Origin of the sequence: Phenylobacterium sp., from assembly GCF_035569475.1 — a bacterium.
In the GTDB taxonomy this organism is placed as follows: domain Bacteria; phylum Pseudomonadota; class Alphaproteobacteria; order Caulobacterales; family Caulobacteraceae; genus Phenylobacterium.
Genome location: NZ_DATMNA010000110.1, coordinates 1 through 16,350 on the forward strand (window position 1 = coordinate 1; position 16,350 = coordinate 16,350).

Below are 16,350 nucleotides of genomic sequence, written 5' to 3' on the forward strand. Positions count from 1 at the left end.
GACATTGACCGCGTGCTCTACGACTTCGGCTTCCCCATGGGCCCGTTCGCCATGAGCGACCTGGCCGGCCTCGACATCGGCTGGGTGAAGGAGAACTCCAAGGGCGAGACCATCCGCGACGTGCTCTGCGAGATGGACCGCAGAGGCCAGAAGACCGGCGCCGGTTACTACGACTACGACGAGAACCGCAACGCCATCCCCTCGCCGGTGACCGAGAAGATCATCAACGATTTCATCGTCAAGTCGGGCGCCAACCCGCGCAAGATCTCCGACGAGGAGATCCTGGAACGCTGCGTCTATCCGATGATCAACGAGGGCGCGAAGATCCTGGAGGAGGGCAAGGCGATCCGCCCCTCCGACATCGACGTGGTCTGGGTCAACGGCTACGGCTGGCCGGTCTACCGCGGCGGCCCGATGCACTACGGCGACCAGGTCGGCGCCGACAAGGTGCTGGCCAAGATGCAGGAGTTCCAGGCCAAGATGGGCGAAGCATTCAAGCCCTCCGCCCTGCTCGAAAAGCTGGTCGCCGAAGGCAAGAAGTTCTCCGACATCAAGGCGTAGTTTTCACCGCCTCCCCGGCGAAAGCCGGGGTCCAAGCCGCGGATCGAACATCCCGGAGCGGGGCCCAGACCAACTCGGCTTGGGTCCCGGCTTTCGCCGGGACGATCGGATCCGGAGTTCGAATTCAACCCTGAGGACCCTCCCCATGCGTGAAGCCGTCATCGTCGCCGCCCGCCGGACCCCCATCGGCAAGGCCTACCGCGGCGCGTTCAACAACACCTATGGCGCGACGCTCGGCGGCCACGCCATCGCCGCGGCCATCGCGCAGGCCGGGATCGACCCGGGCGAGGTCGACGACATCGCCATGGGCTGCGCCCTGCAGCAGGGGACCACGGGCAATAACATCGCCCGCCAGGCGGCGCTGCGCGCGGGCCTGCCCAACACGGTCGCCGGCATGACCATCGACCGCCAGTGCTCCTCGGGCCTGATGGGCGTCGCCACCGCGGCCAAGTACATCGTCAACGACGGCGCCCCGATCGCCATCGGCGCCGGCATCGAGTCGATCAGCCTGGTGCAGAACGACAAGGTGAACCGCTACATGGCGGTCGACCCGTGGCTGCAGCAGCACGTGCCGGAGCTGGGCACCTCGATGATCGAGACCGCCGAGATTGTCGCCGAACGCTATGGCGTCTCCCGCGAGGCGCAGGACGAATACGCCCTGCAGTCGCAACAGCGCACCGCCCAGGCCCAGTCGGAAGGCCGCTTCGACCGCGAGATCGCGCCGATGACCACCATCATGAAGGTGCTGGTCAACAAGGAAACCGGCGAGACCGCCGACAAGGAAATCACCATCGCCGCCGACGAGGGCAACCGCCCGCAGACCACGCTCGCGGACCTGCAGAAGCTCGCGCCGGTGTTCAAGGGCGGCCGCTACGTCCAGGAAGGCAAGTTCGTCACCGCCGGCAACGCCTCGCAATTGTCGGACGGCGCGGCGGCCATCGTGCTGATGGAACGCAAGGAAGCCGAGAAGCGCGGCATGGAGGCCCTGGGCGCCTACCGCGGCATGGCGGTGGCCGGCTGCGGCCCGGAAGAGATGGGCATCGGCCCGGTGTTCGCGATCCCCAAGCTGCTCGAGCGCAACGGCCTGACCATCGACGACATCGACATCTGGGAGCTGAACGAGGCGTTCGCCAGCCAGGTGATCTACTGCCGCGACAAGCTCGGCATCGACCCGGCCAAGTACAATGTCTCCGGCGGCTCGATCTCCATCGGCCACCCCTACGGCATGACCGGCGCCCGCTGCACCGCCCACCTGATGTACGAGGGCAAGCGCCGCGGCGCGAAGTACGGCGTCGTCACTATGTGCGTCGGCGGCGGCATGGGCGCGGCGGGCCTGTTCGAGATTTTCTAGACTTAGCTTCTAAGCCGAAGCTGGAAGGGCCGTCCGTGAGGACGGCCCTTTTTTGCTGGGCGGATTTAGTCGGCGACGCCGGGCTTCAATAGCACTGCAGGATCATCCAAGCCTTCGAGAAGTCGCCGGCTCGGGCGTCCTGCTCACGAATCCAGAAGTAGATCCGTCCGGTGTCTCCCCACATCATTCCGGCGTCGTTGTCGGTGTCGAGTTGCAGCAACAGGCGCCAATCCGCTGTGTCGGCTCTGAGTTCGTCCTTTCGCGCCGCATCGGGCTTTAGGCCGGCGCCATGCTGCAGACCGAAGGCGACGATCTCGCATTCCAGTTCCATCGAATCGGCTTGGATCGGAGCGGGATAGCCGCCGATCTGATGTGCCGGCTCATGTGGTCCCATCGCTACCAGGGCTGTTTCCAGCGCCTTCTCTTCCCGGTCGGATAGGCCGCTCAAGTCGACATTCAAGCGCTCCGGGTCAGGGTTGGAGACGGCGGCAACGAAGGCCACCGGATATTCTGGCCATCGCCCGTCGGCGGGCAAATCCTCCGGCGGCGGCTCGGGCGTCGCCGAGCCGGCTTCGTGGCGCACGGCGAAGCACCCGAGGTCGCCCGGACCCATACCCCAGCCGCTGTAGTCGAGTTCATAGAAGAACAGCAGCCGCCCTTTTCGAGGTAGCCAGTTCGGCCCGCCGACGGCGGCTATCTCCTCCAGATCGAGCTGCGCCACGACGCTCAGTGGACGCCCTTCATAGCGCGGCCATGCGTCCGCGATATTCGGCGCGCCTCCGAGACACGACTTTCCGCCTTCGCGCCCAACCAGACGCAGGCAAGGCTGCGCCGCGGCCTCGATAGCGGCCAGGATGCCGGGCATGCGGTCGGCGCGTGGTTCTTGCGATCCAGAACTCTTCGGCGAGAAGGCGCCAAGCAGCTTCTTCAGGAACGACATCAGACTTCTCCCCCCCTTTGTCGTTCGCAACGATATCGTTTCTGTTTTGTTCTCGCAACAGTCAAGCTAGACGGCCGCGGTCACGTCGCCGGCGTCTCGGCGTCGATCTGGGCGAAGGTCATGCCCTTGGTCTCGCGCGCCCGGAGCGCTGAGAAGGCGCTGATCACGCCGGCGATCGCCAGGTAGATGGCGATCGGGACCGCCGAGTGGGTGGCTTTCAACAGCGCGAGCGCGATGATCGGGGCCAGCGATCCGGCGAAGATCGAGGTCGCCTGATAGGCCAGGGACGCGCCGGAATAGCGCATCCGCGTGGGGAACAGCTCGGCGATGAACGCCGCCTGCGGCCCGTACATCGCCCCGTGCAGCACCAGGCCCACGATCACCGCGATCAGCACGTTGGGCGTCAGTCCGGTGTCGATCATCCGGAAGAAGGCGAAGCCCCAGATCGCCATGCCCGCCGCGCCCACGAAATAGACTGGCCGGCGGCCGATCTTGTCCGACAGCCAGGCGAAGACCGGGATCGCGCAGCATTCGACGGCCGCGCCGGCCAGCATGGCGTTGAGCGCGAAGCTGCGGCTCAGGTGCACGGTCTCGGTCATGTAGCTGATCGAGAAGGTGGTGATCAGGTAGAAGGAGATGTTCTCCGCGAGCCGGAGGCCCATGCCGATCGCGATGCCCCCGGGCCGGCGGCGGATCGCTTCCAGGACCGGCGCCTTGGCCACGCCCGCGTCCTCGATGGCCCTCTGGAACAGCGGGCTTTCGGCCAGGGTGACGCGCACCCAGTAGCCGACCGCCACCAGCACCGCCGACAGCAGGAACGGGACCCGCCAGCCCCAGGCCAGGAAGTCGTGCTCGCTCTGCGCCGCCGACATCACCGCCAGGACGGCGGCGGCCAGCAGGTTGCCCGCGGGAACGCCCGCCTGCGGCCAGCCGGCCCAGAAGCCGCGCCGCTTGGCGTCGCCGAACTCGCAGACCATCAGGACCGCGCCGCCCCACTCGCCGCCCACAGCGAAGCCCTGGACGAGCCGCAGCAGGACGAGGCCAAGCGGTGCGAACAGGCCGATCTGCATGAAGGTGGGCAAGAGGCCGATCAGGAAGGTCGAGCCGCCCATCAGGACCAGGCTCAGCATCAGGAGCTGCTTCCTCCCGATCCGGTCGCCGAAATGGCCGAACACCAGCCCGCCCAGCGGCCGGGCCACGAAGCCCAGGGCATAGGTCGTGAACGCCAGCATGGTCCCGGTCAGGGGGTCGGCCTTCGGGAAGAACAGCTTGCCGAACACCAGCGCCGAGGCCGTGCCGTAGAGGAAGAAGTCGTACCACTCGATGGTGGTGCCGATCATGCTGGCCAGGATGACCTTGCGCAGGCCGGTGGCGGGCGCGGGCGCAGGCCCGGCGGTGATCGTACTCAAGCTCTCGCCCTCCCCAAGCGGCCCGCTCTGGCGGCGGGTTTGGAGGGACAGTGGAGCGCGGACGGCGCGCTTACAAGGGCGCCCTCCTCTCCCCCGAGCGCAGCGAAGAGAGGGAGAGGGCAGGGAGAGGGCGGCGCAGGCAGCTCACCCGGCGCTTCGGGTTCAGCCATGACGCATGAAAGCGGGGGCCCTTGTCTGACCATCGGCGTGGAACGGCTCGGCGAGCCGCCCTCTCCCTGCCCTCTCCCTCTCGGCTTCGCCGGGGGAGAGGAGGCTTCAGGCGAAATCCTTGGCCAGTTCCGCGCGGGTGGCGGGCGTCAGGCCGGCCAGGTGGCTGTAGGCCTCGTGGCCGCAGCCGATCAGGATCTGGGTCGCCGGGTCGCGGAAGCGGGCGATCTGCTCCGCCGTCAGCGGGAAGCGCAGGAAGTGGACCGAGGAGGTCTTGCCGTCCTCCCGGGTGCGTTCGACGTCGCCCTCGGGGACGCCCGGCGCGCGGCTGTCGCCCACCTGGATGAAGAAGGTGTCCTCGACGCCGCCCAGCCGCGCCAGGGTCGCCTCGCGGCGCACCGGATCGTCGATCTCGAACATCACGGTCGCCACCAGTTCCGCGCCCTGCGGGATCAGCGGGTTGTAGGCGGCGAGTTCGTCGGGGACCTGCCCGGCGCCGCCCTTTTCGGTGAGCAGCATCTCCTGCACCTGGAACAGCATGGTGTCGTAGGATTCGAAGATCACGGTGCAGATCGGACCCAGCGCGACCCGGCGCAGGCGCTTGATCGGCAACAGCGCCGCACGGCGGTCGCCACGCTGGCGGGCGTAGTCCGCGTCGGGGATCAGGTCGGCCGGGGTGATCTGGCGGGCGCTGGGCGGCATGGGTCTGGCTCCTTCAGAACGCACCGTAGGCGCGGGCGAAGATCTCGATGGGATGGGCCTGGCGCGGCGCGGCGTGCGCCTCGGGCCTGGTCTCGGCGCTCAATAGCTGGCCGAGGTGCTTGCAGGCCAGCGGGCAGTCGGAGCAGACGGTCTCGGTCCCCTTGCTCGCCACTTGCCGCGCGGTGGGCCGGCCGACCTTGTTGGCCACCTGGTGCGTGGCCTTCATCACCCCGAAGGTGCCGCCGTGGCCGGAGCAGCGCTCCACCAGCTCGACGCGGGTCTCGGGGATCAGGCGCAGCATCTCGGCCGACTTGGCGCCCATGTTCTGGGCCCGGGCGTGGCAGGCGTGGTGCAGGGTGATCCCGCCCTCGACCGGGGCGAGGCCCGGCGCCAGGCCGTGGGCGCGCTGCAGCTCGACGACATATTCGCAGACGTCCCTGGTCGCCGCCGACAGGGCCACCACGTCCTTGCTGTCCGGCGAGATCAGCGGCCATTCGAACTTCATCATCAGGCCGCAACTGGCGGTCAGCGCCACGACGTCATAGCCCTCGGCGATCAGCGGGGCGAAGACCTTGGCGACGCGCGCCGCGCGGCCGGCCACGTCCTTCAGGTCGCCGGCCTCGAGCTGCGGCATGCCGCAGCATTCCGGGTAGACCAGCTTCACCTCGCAGCCCTGCAAGGCGAGCACCCGGGCCGCCGCCACGGCGGTGTCCGGCTCGTTGTAGTCGACGAAACAGGTCGCATAGAGAGCGACCTTCCGGCGGCCGAACGCCGGGCCGTCCGGGTTGGGCGCCAGCGGGGCCTTCAGCCGGTCGGTGGCGGTCCTGGAATGGTAGGTCGGCAGCTCCGCCTCGGCGTCGATCTGGGCGATCGCTTCCAAGAGCTTGCGCAGCGGCGTGTTCTTGCGCGCGCTCATGGCGTTGACGACGCCGGCGAAAGGCTTGGCGAGCTTGCCGTTGCGGTCGGTCCTGCCCAGTTGCTCGCGCACGAAGTCCTTTTCGCCGGCGCGTCGCCTGGCGGCGCGGTAGCGCAGGATCAGGTGCGGGATGTCGATATCGAAGGGGTGCGGCGGGACATAGGGGCACTTCGTCAGGAAGCACATGTCGCAGAGCGTGCAGGCCTCGTCGATCTTGGCGTAGTCGGACTTCGCGACGCTATCGAGCTCGCCGGTCTGGCTCTCGTCGATCAGGTCGAACAGGCGCGGGAAGCTGTCGCACAGGTTGAAGCAGCGGCGGCAGGTGTGACAGACGTCGAACTGCCGCTCCATCTCGGCCTCGACCTTGGCCAGGTCGTAGTAGGCCTCGTCCTGCCAGGCGATGGGATGGCGGAACGGCGCATCGAGGCTGCCCTCGCGCGGCGGGCCTGCCGAGCTGTTTACGTCGTCACTCACCGGTCACCGTCCCGAAAATTCCCCGTCATCCCGGCCGGAGCGCAGCGGAGAGCCGGGACCCAGGGGGGCCAGCCCAAGCCGGCCTGGGCCCCGGATCGGCCTTGGCAGGCCGTCCGGGATGACGAGCTTTGCTGAGAAGGAGATCAGTCCAGCGTGTCGAGGGCGCGCTGGAAGCGGCCGGCGTGGGACTTCTCGGCCTTGGCCAGGGTCTCGAACCAGTCGGCGATCTCGTCGAAGTTCTCCTCGCGAGCGGTGCGCGCCATGCCCGGGTACATGTCGGTGTACTCATGGGTCTCGCCGGCGATAGCGGCCTTGAGGTTCAGCGACGTGCCGCCGATCGGCAGGCCGGTGGCGGGGTCGCCGACGGCTTCCATGAACTCCAGGTGGCCGTGGGCGTGGCCGGTCTCGCCTTCCGCGGTCGAGCGGAACACGGCGGCGACGTCGTTGTAGCCTTCGACGTCGGCCTTCTGGGCGAAGTAGAGGTAGCGGCGGTTGGCCTGGCTCTCGCCCGCGAAAGCGGCCTTGAGGTTGTCGAGGGTCTTGCTGCTGGCGAGGCTCATCGTCGTCTCCCTGGGTTGTCGACCGCCGGCCTGCGCCGGCGCGAGGTGCTTCCAATGACGCACTAACGCCCTTCGGGAAAATAGAGCTAATCGTTTATTTCTATTGAGAAGATAGAGTTCATCTATTCGGAACCGGGGGCGCCGGCCTTGGGTTACGCCCTTCAGAGGCAGAGGAGCGCGGCCATGACCGGCAAGGACAGGATTCAGGGCGAGGGCGACTACGACGCCGCCCGCAAGTTCGACACCGAAGAGCGCGCCTTCGTGGAGAAGGGCGGGATCGAGGAGAAGGCCAAGGCGGCCGAGGCCGCGCTCGACGGGCCGGAAGGCGCGGAGCTGGAAAAAGCCCGCAAGGAAACCGGCGAACGCGGCCATATGGACGAACGCTAGGCCCCGCCATTTCACCGGCGAAGGCCAACTCAGGCTTGCCGCCGGCCCATGGCCGACCCTTAGCTGGCGCCGATCGACGCCAGAGCGAAGGGAAACGCCATGTCCATCGACTTCGAGATCCCGCCGGACGCCAAGGCCGTCCGCGAGCGCGTGCGCCAGTGGGTGCACGACGAATGCATCCCCGCCGAGGCGCGGGTGGTGGACAAGGAGAGCTACAAGACCGTCCTGGCGGAGCTGCGCGGCAAGGCCCGCGCCCAGGGGCTGTGGCTCCCCTTCGTGCCCCAGGAATTCGGCGGCATGGGCTTGGGCCCGCTGGCCAACGCCCTGGTGCAGATGGAGCTGGGCGAGAGCCACCTCGGCGCGCTGTCCATGAACAGCCAGGGGCCGGACGACGCCACCATCCTGACCCTGCTGGCGCACGGCACCGACTACCAGAAGGAGAAGTTCCTAAAACCCCTGCTGAACGGCGAGAAGCGCGTCTGCTACTCGATGACCGAGAAGGCGTCCGGCGCCGACGCCACCGGCATGCAGACCCGCGCGGTCAAGGACGGCAACGAGAACTACGTCCTGAACGGCGAGAAGTGGTTCTCCTCGGCCGCCAGCGCCGCCGACCTGGCCCTGGTCATGGCCATGACCGACCCCGACGCCCCGCGCCACCAGCGCTATTCGACCTTCATCGTCGAGCTGCCGGACCCCGGCTACCGCATCAAGCGCGACATCCCGACCATGGCCCTCGAAGGGCCGCTCAGCCACATCATGGGCGGCGGCCACGCCGAGATCGAGATCAAGGACCTGAAGGTCCCGGCCGAGAACCTGCTGGGCGGCGAGGGCCAGGGCTTCAACATGGGCCAGCACCGCCTGGCCTACGGGCGGCTGCGCCATGGCATGCACAATATCGCCCTGGCCCAGCGGGCGCTGGACATGGCGGCCGCGCGCATCACCGACCGCAAGACCTTCGGGTCGCTGCTCTCCGACCGCCAGGCCGTGCAGTTCATGATGGCCGAGTGCGCGACCCAGCTCTACATCTCGCGCCTGATGCTGCTGCACATCGCCTACAAGGCGGAGAAGGGCCTGGACCTGCGGCAGGAGAACTCCATCGCCAAGGTCTACCTGGCGCACATGGTCCACCATGTGGTCGACACGGCGATCCAGTTGCACGGCGCGCTCGGCTACAGCCGCGATACGCCGCTCGCCGCCTGGTACACCCACATCCGCTCCCAGCGCCTGGTGGACGGGCCCGACGAGGTCCACCGCTGGACCGTCGGCCGCAATGTGATCAAGGCCTTCCAGAAGGACGGCAGCACCGCCGCGGCCTGCGGCGGGGATCTGCTTTAGGGCCCAGCAGAAAGGGCCGCCCGGAGGGGAGCGGCCCTTTCGCCTCATCAAGACCTCCGGGGGGAGGAGCGCTCTTGGACGGCCTTAGCCGGCTTTGAACTCGGCCTCGATGGTGAGGGTGACCTTGTCGCCGACCGCCGGCACATAGGCCTTGATGCCGAAGTCCGAGCGGACGATCTCGGCCGTGCCGGCGAAGCCCAGCGAGTACTTCTTGTCGAGCGGATTGACGCCCGCCTGGTTGAAGACGGCGTGCACCACCACCGGCTTGGTGATCCCGTGCAGGGTCAGGTCGCCGGCGATGTCGGCGGTCTTCTCGCCGGTCTGGGTGACCCTGGTCGCCTTGAAGGTCGCGGTCGGGAAGGCCGCGACGTCCAGGAACTCCTTCGACTTCAGGTGGGTGTCGAGCGCCGGGTTCAGGGTCCCCAGCGAATTGGCGTCGACGGTCACGTCCAGCGCGGTCGCGCCGAGCGCCTTGGGGTCCAGCTTCAGGGCGGCGTCCACATGCGAGAACTGCCCGATATAGGTGGAGAAGCCGAAGTGGGTCACCGACCAGGTGATCTTGCCGTGGGAAGAATCCAGCTTGTAGGTCCCGGCCTGCACGGCGGCGGGGACGGTGGTCGTCTGGGCCTGGGCGGCGCCGGCGGCGGAGAGCGCCAGGACGGCGGCGAAGGCTGCGGATTTGTAGAGGTTGCGCACGATGCGGGGCCTTCCGGTTGGACTGGGCGAATGGGGTTGGGCGATCGTCCGCCGACCGCACCGCGCAAACTTAGCCGTCCCTGGGCGAATGATAATCGCCCGCCGCGGCCCTAGACTCTTTCCAGATGAGAAATTATCGGGCCGGCCCCTCGCCGCGGAAATTGCGGAAGGTGATGGAGTAGCGGTGGGCCTTCACCGGCGGGATGGAGTGCTCCCAGACGCTGCGCGCCTCGCCGGTCATGGCGTAGATCGAGCGGGGTTCGAGCTGGAGCGCCGTGCGCTCGAACCGGTCGCCCACCGCGCGCCTCAGGCGGAAGTTGCACGGCGCGAGGAGCGAAATGCCGACCACCTTCTCGAACATCGGCCGGTCGCGGTGCCAGCCGATCGGCGCGCCGGGCAGGTACTGGTTCAGGAGGCATTGCTGCAGCGCCTGCGGCTCCAGGTCGACGAAGGCGGCCGCCCGCTCGCGCACGGCCAGCAGTTCGGCCGGCATATCGTCGGCGCGGGTCAGGTGGCTCCGCGTGAAGTCGTATTTCCAGCCGAAGGAGACCACGCGCCGCTTGCCCTCGTAGGCGCGGAACTGGAAGGCCTCGAAGGGCAGGGTGGCGAGCCAGGCGGCGAGGTCTGCCTCCTCGGTCCGCGACAGGAACTCCGGACGGTAGGCGAGGCCCTCCGGCAGGCGGGGCTGCGGAGTGGCGTCGAACAGCGAGGGCTGGCGGGCGAACGGCATCGGCGTCCATGTAATGCGCATGGCCCGCCTGTGGGAGCCGCCGCGACCCCTTGCCACCAGCGCCCGCATCCGGCGTTGATGGCGCATGCAGCTTGAGTGCTTCACCACCGGCGACAATCCGCCCCGGCTGGTCCCCGGCCATCCGGACCGTCCGTGGATGGACGCCTTCGGCGGGCGCACGCCCTACCGCTGCCTGCCGCTGACCATGGCCAACACCACCGGCTGGCAGATCCTCTGCCCCTTCGGCTTCACCGCCGAGTGGAACGGCGGTGACGCCACCGGCGACATCGCGATCATCCCCGATGCCCCAGGGCTCGAGACCGCCGGTTTCGTCATGTCGCACTTCGCCTATGCGACGCTCACCTTCCACACCGGCTACCTGTTCCGCACGCCGCCCGGCTGGGCGCTGGCGGTCTCCGGGCCGCCGAACCACATCAAGCACGGCATCCAGGCGCTCGACGGCCTGGTGGAGACCGACTGGCTGCCGTTCCCCTTCACGATGAACTGGCTGTTCACGGCGCCGGGCCGGGTGCGCTTCGAGAAGGACGAGCCCTTCTGCTTCATCAATCCCGTCGAGCACGGCCGGCTCGACCCGATCGCCCCGATGATCCGCACGCTCGACTCCGAGCCGGAGCTGAAGGCCCAGTACGAGGCCTGGTCGAGCTCGCGCGGCGAGTTCAACCGCAAGCTCACCGAGGGCGATCCGGCGACGTTGAAGGAATCCTGGCAGCGCCACTACTTCCGCGGCGCCCCGCCGGAACGCGGCGGCCCCGCGCCCGCGAGCCACATCAGCAAGCGCCGCCTGAAGACCCCGAAGCCTGAGATCTAAGCTGTTCCGCTCGTCAGCGGATTGGGGATCACCCCAGCGTCTCGATCGCCTCCACCACCGCCGCCGTCTTCTCCACCGTGAGCATGTGGCCGGCCTCGGGGATCGAGACCAGCCGCGCGTCGGCGACGCCCTTCTTGAAGGCGTGCGCATAGGTGGGCGAGATCAGCCTGTCGCTGTCGCCCCAGACGATCACCGTCCTGGCCTTGATCCGGTAGAGCCGCTGATGGAGCCCGCGTTCCGGGATCGGGAACAGGATGCGGCCAGCCATGCCGAGCTGGCGGGCGTTGGTCACCAGATAGGCCTGCAGGAAGCCCGGGTCCTCGACGTTGCGTCCGGCGGTCAGGATGGCCGCGCCGGCTTCCGCGTCGTGGAACAGCAGCGCCGGCATCTCGAAAGGCAGGGTCGAGAAGATGTCGGCCACGGGATGGGCGTCGTCCCAGAGGCCGGCCGGGGCGATCAGCGCCAGGCGGGTGACGTCGTTGGGCGCGACGGCGGCCATCTCGGCCGCGATCATCCCGCCCATGGAGTGGCCGACGAGGATCGGGTCCTTCAGCCCCAGGGCCTCGACCACGTCCCAGGTGTGGAGGGTGAAATCCAGCATGTCGCGGATCTCGGGCGCCTCTTCCGAGTCGCCGTAGCCGGGGATCAGCGGGGCGTAGACGCGATGCCTGGCCGCGAGCGCGTTGAGGAACGGATCCTCGGCGGTGAGCCCGCCGGCGCCGTGCAGGAAGACGAGGTCCGGCCCGGCGCCGCCCTCGAAATAGCGGACCGGGACATGGCGGGTCTGGACGGTCTTCAGTTCCATGACAGGCCCCTTCTCACGCGTAGGTCTTGGCGAGGTCGGCGGCGGTCGGCGCTTCCTTCGGCAGGCGACCGGCAGTGACGCGCTTGTCCAGCGGGGTGGTCCAGAAGCGGTTGTCGTCGGCCCAGTCGGGGAACATGCCGCGCAGCTTGGGCATCACCTTCTCGGCGAACAGCTTGGTGGAATACATGCACTTGTCGGCCGGCATGTTCCCGACGTGCATCAGGCAGAAGATGTTGCCGACGTTGAGGTTCTTGCAGAGGTCCTCCATCCGCTGGCGCACGGTCTCAGGCGATCCGGCGATCACGTGGCCGCCCTCCACCAGCTCCTTCCAGGTGAGCGTCGCGTAGCCGCCGCGCGGCGGGGCGTACTGCGACAGGGCGCCGGACTGGATGGTCTTGATCGTGCGGTAGCCCGGGGCGTCGGCGAAGCCCGGATAGACGTGCAGGCAGCGGTTGTAGAAGTAGCTGACGTGCTCGGCGTAGAGCCGCTCGGCCTCGGCGTCGGTGTCGGCCACCAGGATCGTCTGGGCGAAGCCGGCGCGGTAGGGGCTCCTGTCGACGCCGCGCTCCTCCACCCGCTTCCAGTAGCCGCTCATCAGGGCCTGGGCGCGCAGGTAGCCGGAGAAGCTGAGGTAGGAGTAGCTGTAGGTGTTGTCGATGCAGAAGTCGTAGGTCTCCACCGACCCGCCGCCGGGGATGTGCACCGGCGGATGCGGCTGCTGGATCGGGCGCGGCCAGAGGTTGACGTGCCGCAGCTTCGAGTAGCGGCCGTTCCAGGCGAAGGGCTCCCGCGTCGTCCAGGCCTTGATGATCAGGTCGTGGGCTTCCTGGTACTTCTCGCGCGTCAGGCTGGGGATCTGGCCGTAGCAGTAGTTGGTGTCCATCGAGGTCCCGACCGGGAAGCCCGCCACCAGCCGCCCGCCGGAGATGCAGTCCAGCATGGCGAACTCCTCGGCCACCCGGATCGGCGGATTGTAGAGGGCGATGGAATTGCCCAGCACCACGATGGCCGCGTCCCTGGTGCGGCGCGCCAGGCCCGCGGCGATGATGTTGGGGCTGGGCATGATGCCGTAGCCGTTCTGGTGGTGCTCGTTCACGCCCACGCCGTCGAACCCGAGGGCGTCGGCGTATTCGAGCAGGTCCATGTAGGTGTTGTAGACCTCGTGGCTCTTCACCGGGTCGAACAGCTTCTGGTCGATGTCCACCCAGACCGAACGGTTCTTCTCCCGGAAATCGTCCGGCAGATAGGGCCACGGCATCAGGTTGAACCAGGTGAACTTCATGGGCCGACGTCCTCCGGAAGCCGCCTCTGGCGAGCGGTCAGGTGAACGACGATAAGCCTTCCTGGTCGGGCGCCAACCGAGGAATATGGGCGGCATGGCCGACCCGAGACATTTCTATACCGGCTGGCTGGTCGACGAGGCGGACCGCGCGGCCCTGCTGGCGCGCTTCCCGCCGCGCTACGCCGTCGTCGTGGCCCATCACGTGACGCTGAAGTTCGGGGACGAGGCGGCCGCGCCCCCGGCGGCCACGGTGGGCCAGATCGTCGGCGAGGCGGACGACGGCGCGGGCGTCCACACCCTGGTGGTCGCCATCGACGGCAGCCCCGCGCGGCCGGACGGCGGGACCTTCCACATCACCTGGTCGCTGGCCGAGGAGCGCGAGGCGCGCGAGAGCAACGCGGTCATCGCCGAGCGAGGCTGGCGGCCCGTGGCCCCGCCGATTCCGGTGCGCCTGCAGCCCAAGCCTTAGCAGCAGGGACGCTTGTCGAGTGCTAAGATACTGATTTTTAGCAACTTATTCTCGAATCAAGCGTAGCTTGTCCTGCGTGTTCGTCGCGTTTTGGGAGCCACCATGCTGGCCTCGCCCGAATTCCGGAAGCAGATGGAAGGCTACGGCTTGACCACCGCCGAAATCCTCTATCGCCTGCCGGACCATCCCGCTCTGCTGCAGAGCTACATCTGGCAGGACTATGACCTCTTCCCCGACTTCCCGGTGCTGAAGGGTTTCCTCGACTTCTGGCGGCGGACCCTGGATGGGCCGCTGTTCAAGGTGACCGTCGGCCACTGCCGGCTGATCAAGCCCGCCGAACTGCGCGCCCTGGACGGCGAATTTCACCTGCACTGAGACGGGGACGCGGCTTCGCTCCGCCGCCCGCCCCGCCTGCGCGACCGGGCCTAGCGGTATTCCCAATGGCAGACGCGGTGGGTGTTGTTGTGCTTGGCGTACTGGTGGCCGGCCACCGCGCCGACGCCGGCCCCGATGAGGGTGCCGCCGGTCTTGCCGCCGCCGTGGGACAGGGCGTTGCCGAGCAGGCCGCCGCCCACGGCGCCCACCAGGGTGCCTGTGTTGCGTGCGCCGCGGCTGCTTTCGTCGCGGCAGACTTGAACTCTGTGGCGTTCGGCCTGGGCCGCCGTGGGAAGGGCGGCGGTCACGGCGAGGGCCGAGCACACCAGGGTCGCGATAAGCTTGTTGCGCACAGATTGTCTCCTAAGGGGTCGCGGACACGCTCGGAACTTAACTCGCCGCCACGGCGAAGGTTGCAGCCTGGCCGGCGATTATGTCGACAAGGCGACGGGTGTTGCGGCGTGGCGCAGGACGAACTTCGGAATCGATGAGGACACTAGCCGATCGGCACACCCACCACGGCCTTGACGATCCAGCGGTCCTCCGGCCGGCCGTAGCCGTAGCCGATGCCGAAATTCAGGTCCCACTTGCCGAATCCGCGATCGATGACCGCGAAGGTCTGGTTGTCCTGCCGGTCGAGATTGCCGATCTGCCGGGTGGTCCCCAGGCCGTTGTAGGTCTCGATCCCGACAGAGGTCTCCTTGTCGAGCGCGTAGGCGACCTTGATCGCCGCCTGCAGGGTGGGCGAGGCGCTTTGCTCGGGGCCCTGCACCACCCAGTCGACGTTGAGGTTGGCGGCCAGCGTCCAGGGGCCCTTGCGGGTCCCCACGATACCCTTCAGCTCGGCGTTCCAGGGGTTGATGTCGATGTCATGGCGCACCCGGCCGATCTCGAAATTGAGACCCCAGAACCAGTCCTGGTCGGCGGGCCGCGGCGCCACCCACTTGATCCGCGCCTTGGCCCCGCCCAGCTCGACCTGGCCGTCGCGCGTGATCTCGGCGAGCGGCAGATAGGCCCCGAGTTCCAGGTTGGGGCTGAGCGCATAGCTCCACTCCGGCGTGATCCGCGTGCGCCCGCCGGAGGCTTCCTCGCCGGGAAAGTCCGGGGCCACGCGGCCCGAGGGGACGTAGTTCAGGTGGACGTCGAGCCCGAGCGCATGCACCGGCCCGATCTCGTCCATGTAGACCTGGATCTCCTCGTCCGCCGCCCGGGCCTGGCTCGCCGACAGACCAGCCGCGCCCACGAAGGCTGCAACCAACACGCGTCGCAAACTGGACGAGAGCCCCCGCATGGCCATCTCCATGTGAAAGCTCGACGCTAGCCGACCGCGGGTTGAGTCGCGACAGCTATGCCGCCGGCCAGGCGATCGGGGCGACCTTGCGGATCATCGCAGCCCAGCTCGCGGCGCCGGCGACGGCGATCAGCCCGGCGACGGCGAAGGCCCAGGTGAACTGGCCGGTCCGGTCGACCACGGCGCCGGTGACGATCGGGGCGACGATGCCCGCCAGGTTGCCGATGCAATTCTGGAAGGCGATCCATTTGCCGCCGCCGCGCGGGCCCCCCAGCGTCTGGCCGATGGAGTAGAGGACCGGGCTGTTGAAGCCGAACGCGACGCCCGCCAGGAACAGGCTGGCGATCGCCACCGGCGCGCTGCCGACCATGCAGCCGAGCATGGCCAGGGCCGTCAGCAGGTGGCCGGCGATGACGGTCGACTTGCGCACCAGGGTCACCGAGCCGCCCGCCGCCAGCCACCGATCCGACAGCCATCCGGTGACGATCGAGCTGGCCGCATAGAGCACGTAGATCAGGCCCCCGAGCTCGGCCATCTGCGGCACCGTGAAGCCGCGGGTCTTCACCAGGTAGAGCGGCAGCCAGGAGATCACGAAATAGAAGGCGTAGTTGTTGCAGAAGTGGCCGATGCCGGCGCCCCAGGCCTCGCGCCTGGCGAGGATCGCCCGGAACGGCGGCGCCCGGTCGACCTTCGGCTCGTCATCGGCCCGGGAGAGATGCCGCGTCGAAGCGAGCCACGGCCAGAGCCAGAGCAGCGAGGCCAGGCCGAAGAACAGGAACAGGTTGCGCCAGCCGAACTGGGCCATGAACAGGCCGCCGGCGAAGGTGCCGAAGGCGGGGCCCAGCGACAGCCCCATGGCCACCAGGCCGTTGGCCACCCCCAGGCGGTGCTGCGGCAGGTGCTGGGCGATCAGTTGCGAGGAACAGGGGAAGGCCACGCTCTCGCCGACACCCAGCAGCAGCCGCAGCGCGATCAGCATCGAGAAGCCGCCGGCCACGCCGGTGAGCGCGGTCGCCACCGACCACAGGGCCAGGCCGAGCGCGTAGGTGCGGTAGGCGTTGATCCTCTCC

19 protein-coding genes are annotated in these 16,350 nt (G+C 68.3%); 7 read left to right on the top strand and 12 right to left on the bottom strand.

Annotated features, from left to right (window positions below; translation table 11 throughout):
* Both VNW53_RS17950 and VNW53_RS17955 read left to right on the top strand, forming a co-directional pair.
* Positions 1-561: 3-hydroxyacyl-CoA dehydrogenase family protein (locus tag VNW53_RS17950; protein ID WP_325557264.1), on the top strand; the 561-nt coding region annotated here is incomplete at its 5' end.
* A gap of 145 nt (positions 562-706) precedes the next feature.
* Positions 707-1,912, top strand: a complete 1,206-nt coding sequence (locus VNW53_RS17955; protein ID WP_325557265.1) for an acetyl-CoA C-acyltransferase — start codon at positions 707-709, stop codon at positions 1,910-1,912.
* A gap of 85 nt (positions 1,913-1,997) precedes the next feature.
* On the opposite strand, the gene VNW53_RS17960 is transcribed toward VNW53_RS17955, so the two are convergent.
* From VNW53_RS17960 to VNW53_RS17985, 5 genes are all read right to left on the bottom strand, one after another.
* Positions 1,998-2,852 (bottom strand): YwqG family protein, encoded by an 855-nt coding sequence (locus VNW53_RS17960; RefSeq protein WP_325557266.1) that lies wholly within the window; start codon positions 2,850-2,852, stop codon positions 1,998-2,000.
* Positions 2,853-2,932: 80 nt separating this feature from the next.
* Entirely contained in the window at positions 2,933-4,261 is a 1,329-nt protein-coding gene (locus tag VNW53_RS17965) for an MFS transporter (RefSeq protein ID WP_325557267.1), read from the bottom strand.
* 276 nt (positions 4,262-4,537) lie between these two features.
* Complete coding sequence (locus tag VNW53_RS17970; protein ID WP_325557269.1) at positions 4,538-5,131, bottom strand: DUF3501 family protein; 594 nt, start codon at positions 5,129-5,131, stop codon at positions 4,538-4,540.
* Positions 5,132-5,144: 13 nt separating this feature from the next.
* Positions 5,145-6,521 carry a heterodisulfide reductase-related iron-sulfur binding cluster gene (locus tag VNW53_RS17975; protein WP_325557270.1) on the bottom strand — a complete coding sequence of 459 codons (1,377 nt, stop codon included), beginning with the start codon at positions 6,519-6,521 and terminating at the stop codon, positions 5,145-5,147.
* Between the two features lie 143 nt (positions 6,522-6,664).
* On the bottom strand, positions 6,665-7,081 hold the full coding sequence (locus tag VNW53_RS17985; RefSeq protein ID WP_325557272.1) for a rubrerythrin family protein: 417 nt from the start codon (positions 7,079-7,081) through the stop codon (positions 6,665-6,667).
* Positions 7,082-7,264: 183 nt separating this feature from the next.
* On the opposite strand from VNW53_RS17985, the gene VNW53_RS17990 reads away from it, so the two are divergent.
* Both VNW53_RS17990 and VNW53_RS17995 read left to right on the top strand, forming a co-directional pair.
* Positions 7,265-7,468 (top strand): hypothetical protein, encoded by a 204-nt coding sequence (locus tag VNW53_RS17990; RefSeq protein WP_325557274.1) that lies wholly within the window; start codon positions 7,265-7,267, stop codon positions 7,466-7,468.
* A gap of 99 nt (positions 7,469-7,567) precedes the next feature.
* The gene (locus VNW53_RS17995) at positions 7,568-8,803 is read left to right on the top strand and encodes an acyl-CoA dehydrogenase family protein (RefSeq protein ID WP_325557276.1); all 1,236 of its coding nucleotides are present in this window, start codon (positions 7,568-7,570) and stop codon (positions 8,801-8,803) included.
* 84 nt (positions 8,804-8,887) lie between these two features.
* Here the strand turns inward: VNW53_RS17995 and VNW53_RS18000 are convergent, their stop codons facing one another.
* Positions 8,888-9,499, bottom strand: a complete 612-nt coding sequence (locus VNW53_RS18000) for a YceI family protein (protein ID WP_325557278.1) — start codon at positions 9,497-9,499, stop codon at positions 8,888-8,890.
* Between the two features lie 133 nt (positions 9,500-9,632).
* Positions 9,633-10,250, bottom strand: coding sequence for an alpha-ketoglutarate-dependent dioxygenase AlkB (locus VNW53_RS18005; RefSeq protein ID WP_325557280.1), 618 nt, complete (start codon positions 10,248-10,250; stop codon positions 9,633-9,635).
* 64 nt (positions 10,251-10,314) lie between these two features.
* Between VNW53_RS18005 and VNW53_RS18010 the strand changes: the two genes are divergently transcribed.
* Positions 10,315-11,058: a DUF6065 family protein gene (locus VNW53_RS18010; RefSeq protein WP_325557282.1), complete on the top strand. Its 744-nt coding sequence runs from the start codon at positions 10,315-10,317 to the stop codon at positions 11,056-11,058.
* A gap of 28 nt (positions 11,059-11,086) precedes the next feature.
* Here the strand turns inward: VNW53_RS18010 and VNW53_RS18015 are convergent, their stop codons facing one another.
* Both VNW53_RS18015 and VNW53_RS18020 read right to left on the bottom strand, forming a co-directional pair.
* Complete coding sequence (locus tag VNW53_RS18015) at positions 11,087-11,863, bottom strand: alpha/beta fold hydrolase (protein WP_325557284.1); 777 nt, start codon at positions 11,861-11,863, stop codon at positions 11,087-11,089.
* A gap of 13 nt (positions 11,864-11,876) precedes the next feature.
* The gene (locus VNW53_RS18020) at positions 11,877-13,145 is read right to left on the bottom strand and encodes an LLM class flavin-dependent oxidoreductase (protein WP_325557286.1); all 1,269 of its coding nucleotides are present in this window, start codon (positions 13,143-13,145) and stop codon (positions 11,877-11,879) included.
* Between the two features lie 94 nt (positions 13,146-13,239).
* Between VNW53_RS18020 and VNW53_RS18025 the strand changes: the two genes are divergently transcribed.
* Together VNW53_RS18025 and VNW53_RS18030 are read left to right on the top strand one after the other, a co-directional pair.
* Entirely contained in the window at positions 13,240-13,614 is a 375-nt protein-coding gene (locus VNW53_RS18025; RefSeq protein WP_325557288.1) for a hypothetical protein, read from the top strand.
* Positions 13,615-13,716: 102 nt separating this feature from the next.
* Positions 13,717-13,989, top strand: a complete 273-nt coding sequence (locus VNW53_RS18030) for an usg protein (protein WP_325557290.1) — start codon at positions 13,717-13,719, stop codon at positions 13,987-13,989.
* Between the two features lie 50 nt (positions 13,990-14,039).
* On the opposite strand, the gene VNW53_RS18035 is transcribed toward VNW53_RS18030, so the two are convergent.
* From VNW53_RS18035 to VNW53_RS18045, 3 genes are all read right to left on the bottom strand, one after another.
* The gene (locus tag VNW53_RS18035) at positions 14,040-14,342 is read right to left on the bottom strand and encodes a glycine zipper 2TM domain-containing protein (RefSeq protein WP_325557292.1); all 303 of its coding nucleotides are present in this window, start codon (positions 14,340-14,342) and stop codon (positions 14,040-14,042) included.
* A gap of 143 nt (positions 14,343-14,485) precedes the next feature.
* Entirely contained in the window at positions 14,486-15,247 is a 762-nt protein-coding gene (locus VNW53_RS18040) for a hypothetical protein (protein WP_325557294.1), read from the bottom strand.
* Positions 15,248-15,335: 88 nt separating this feature from the next.
* On the bottom strand, positions 15,336-16,350 hold a 1,015-nt coding region (locus VNW53_RS18045), incomplete at its 5' end, for an MFS transporter (protein ID WP_325557296.1).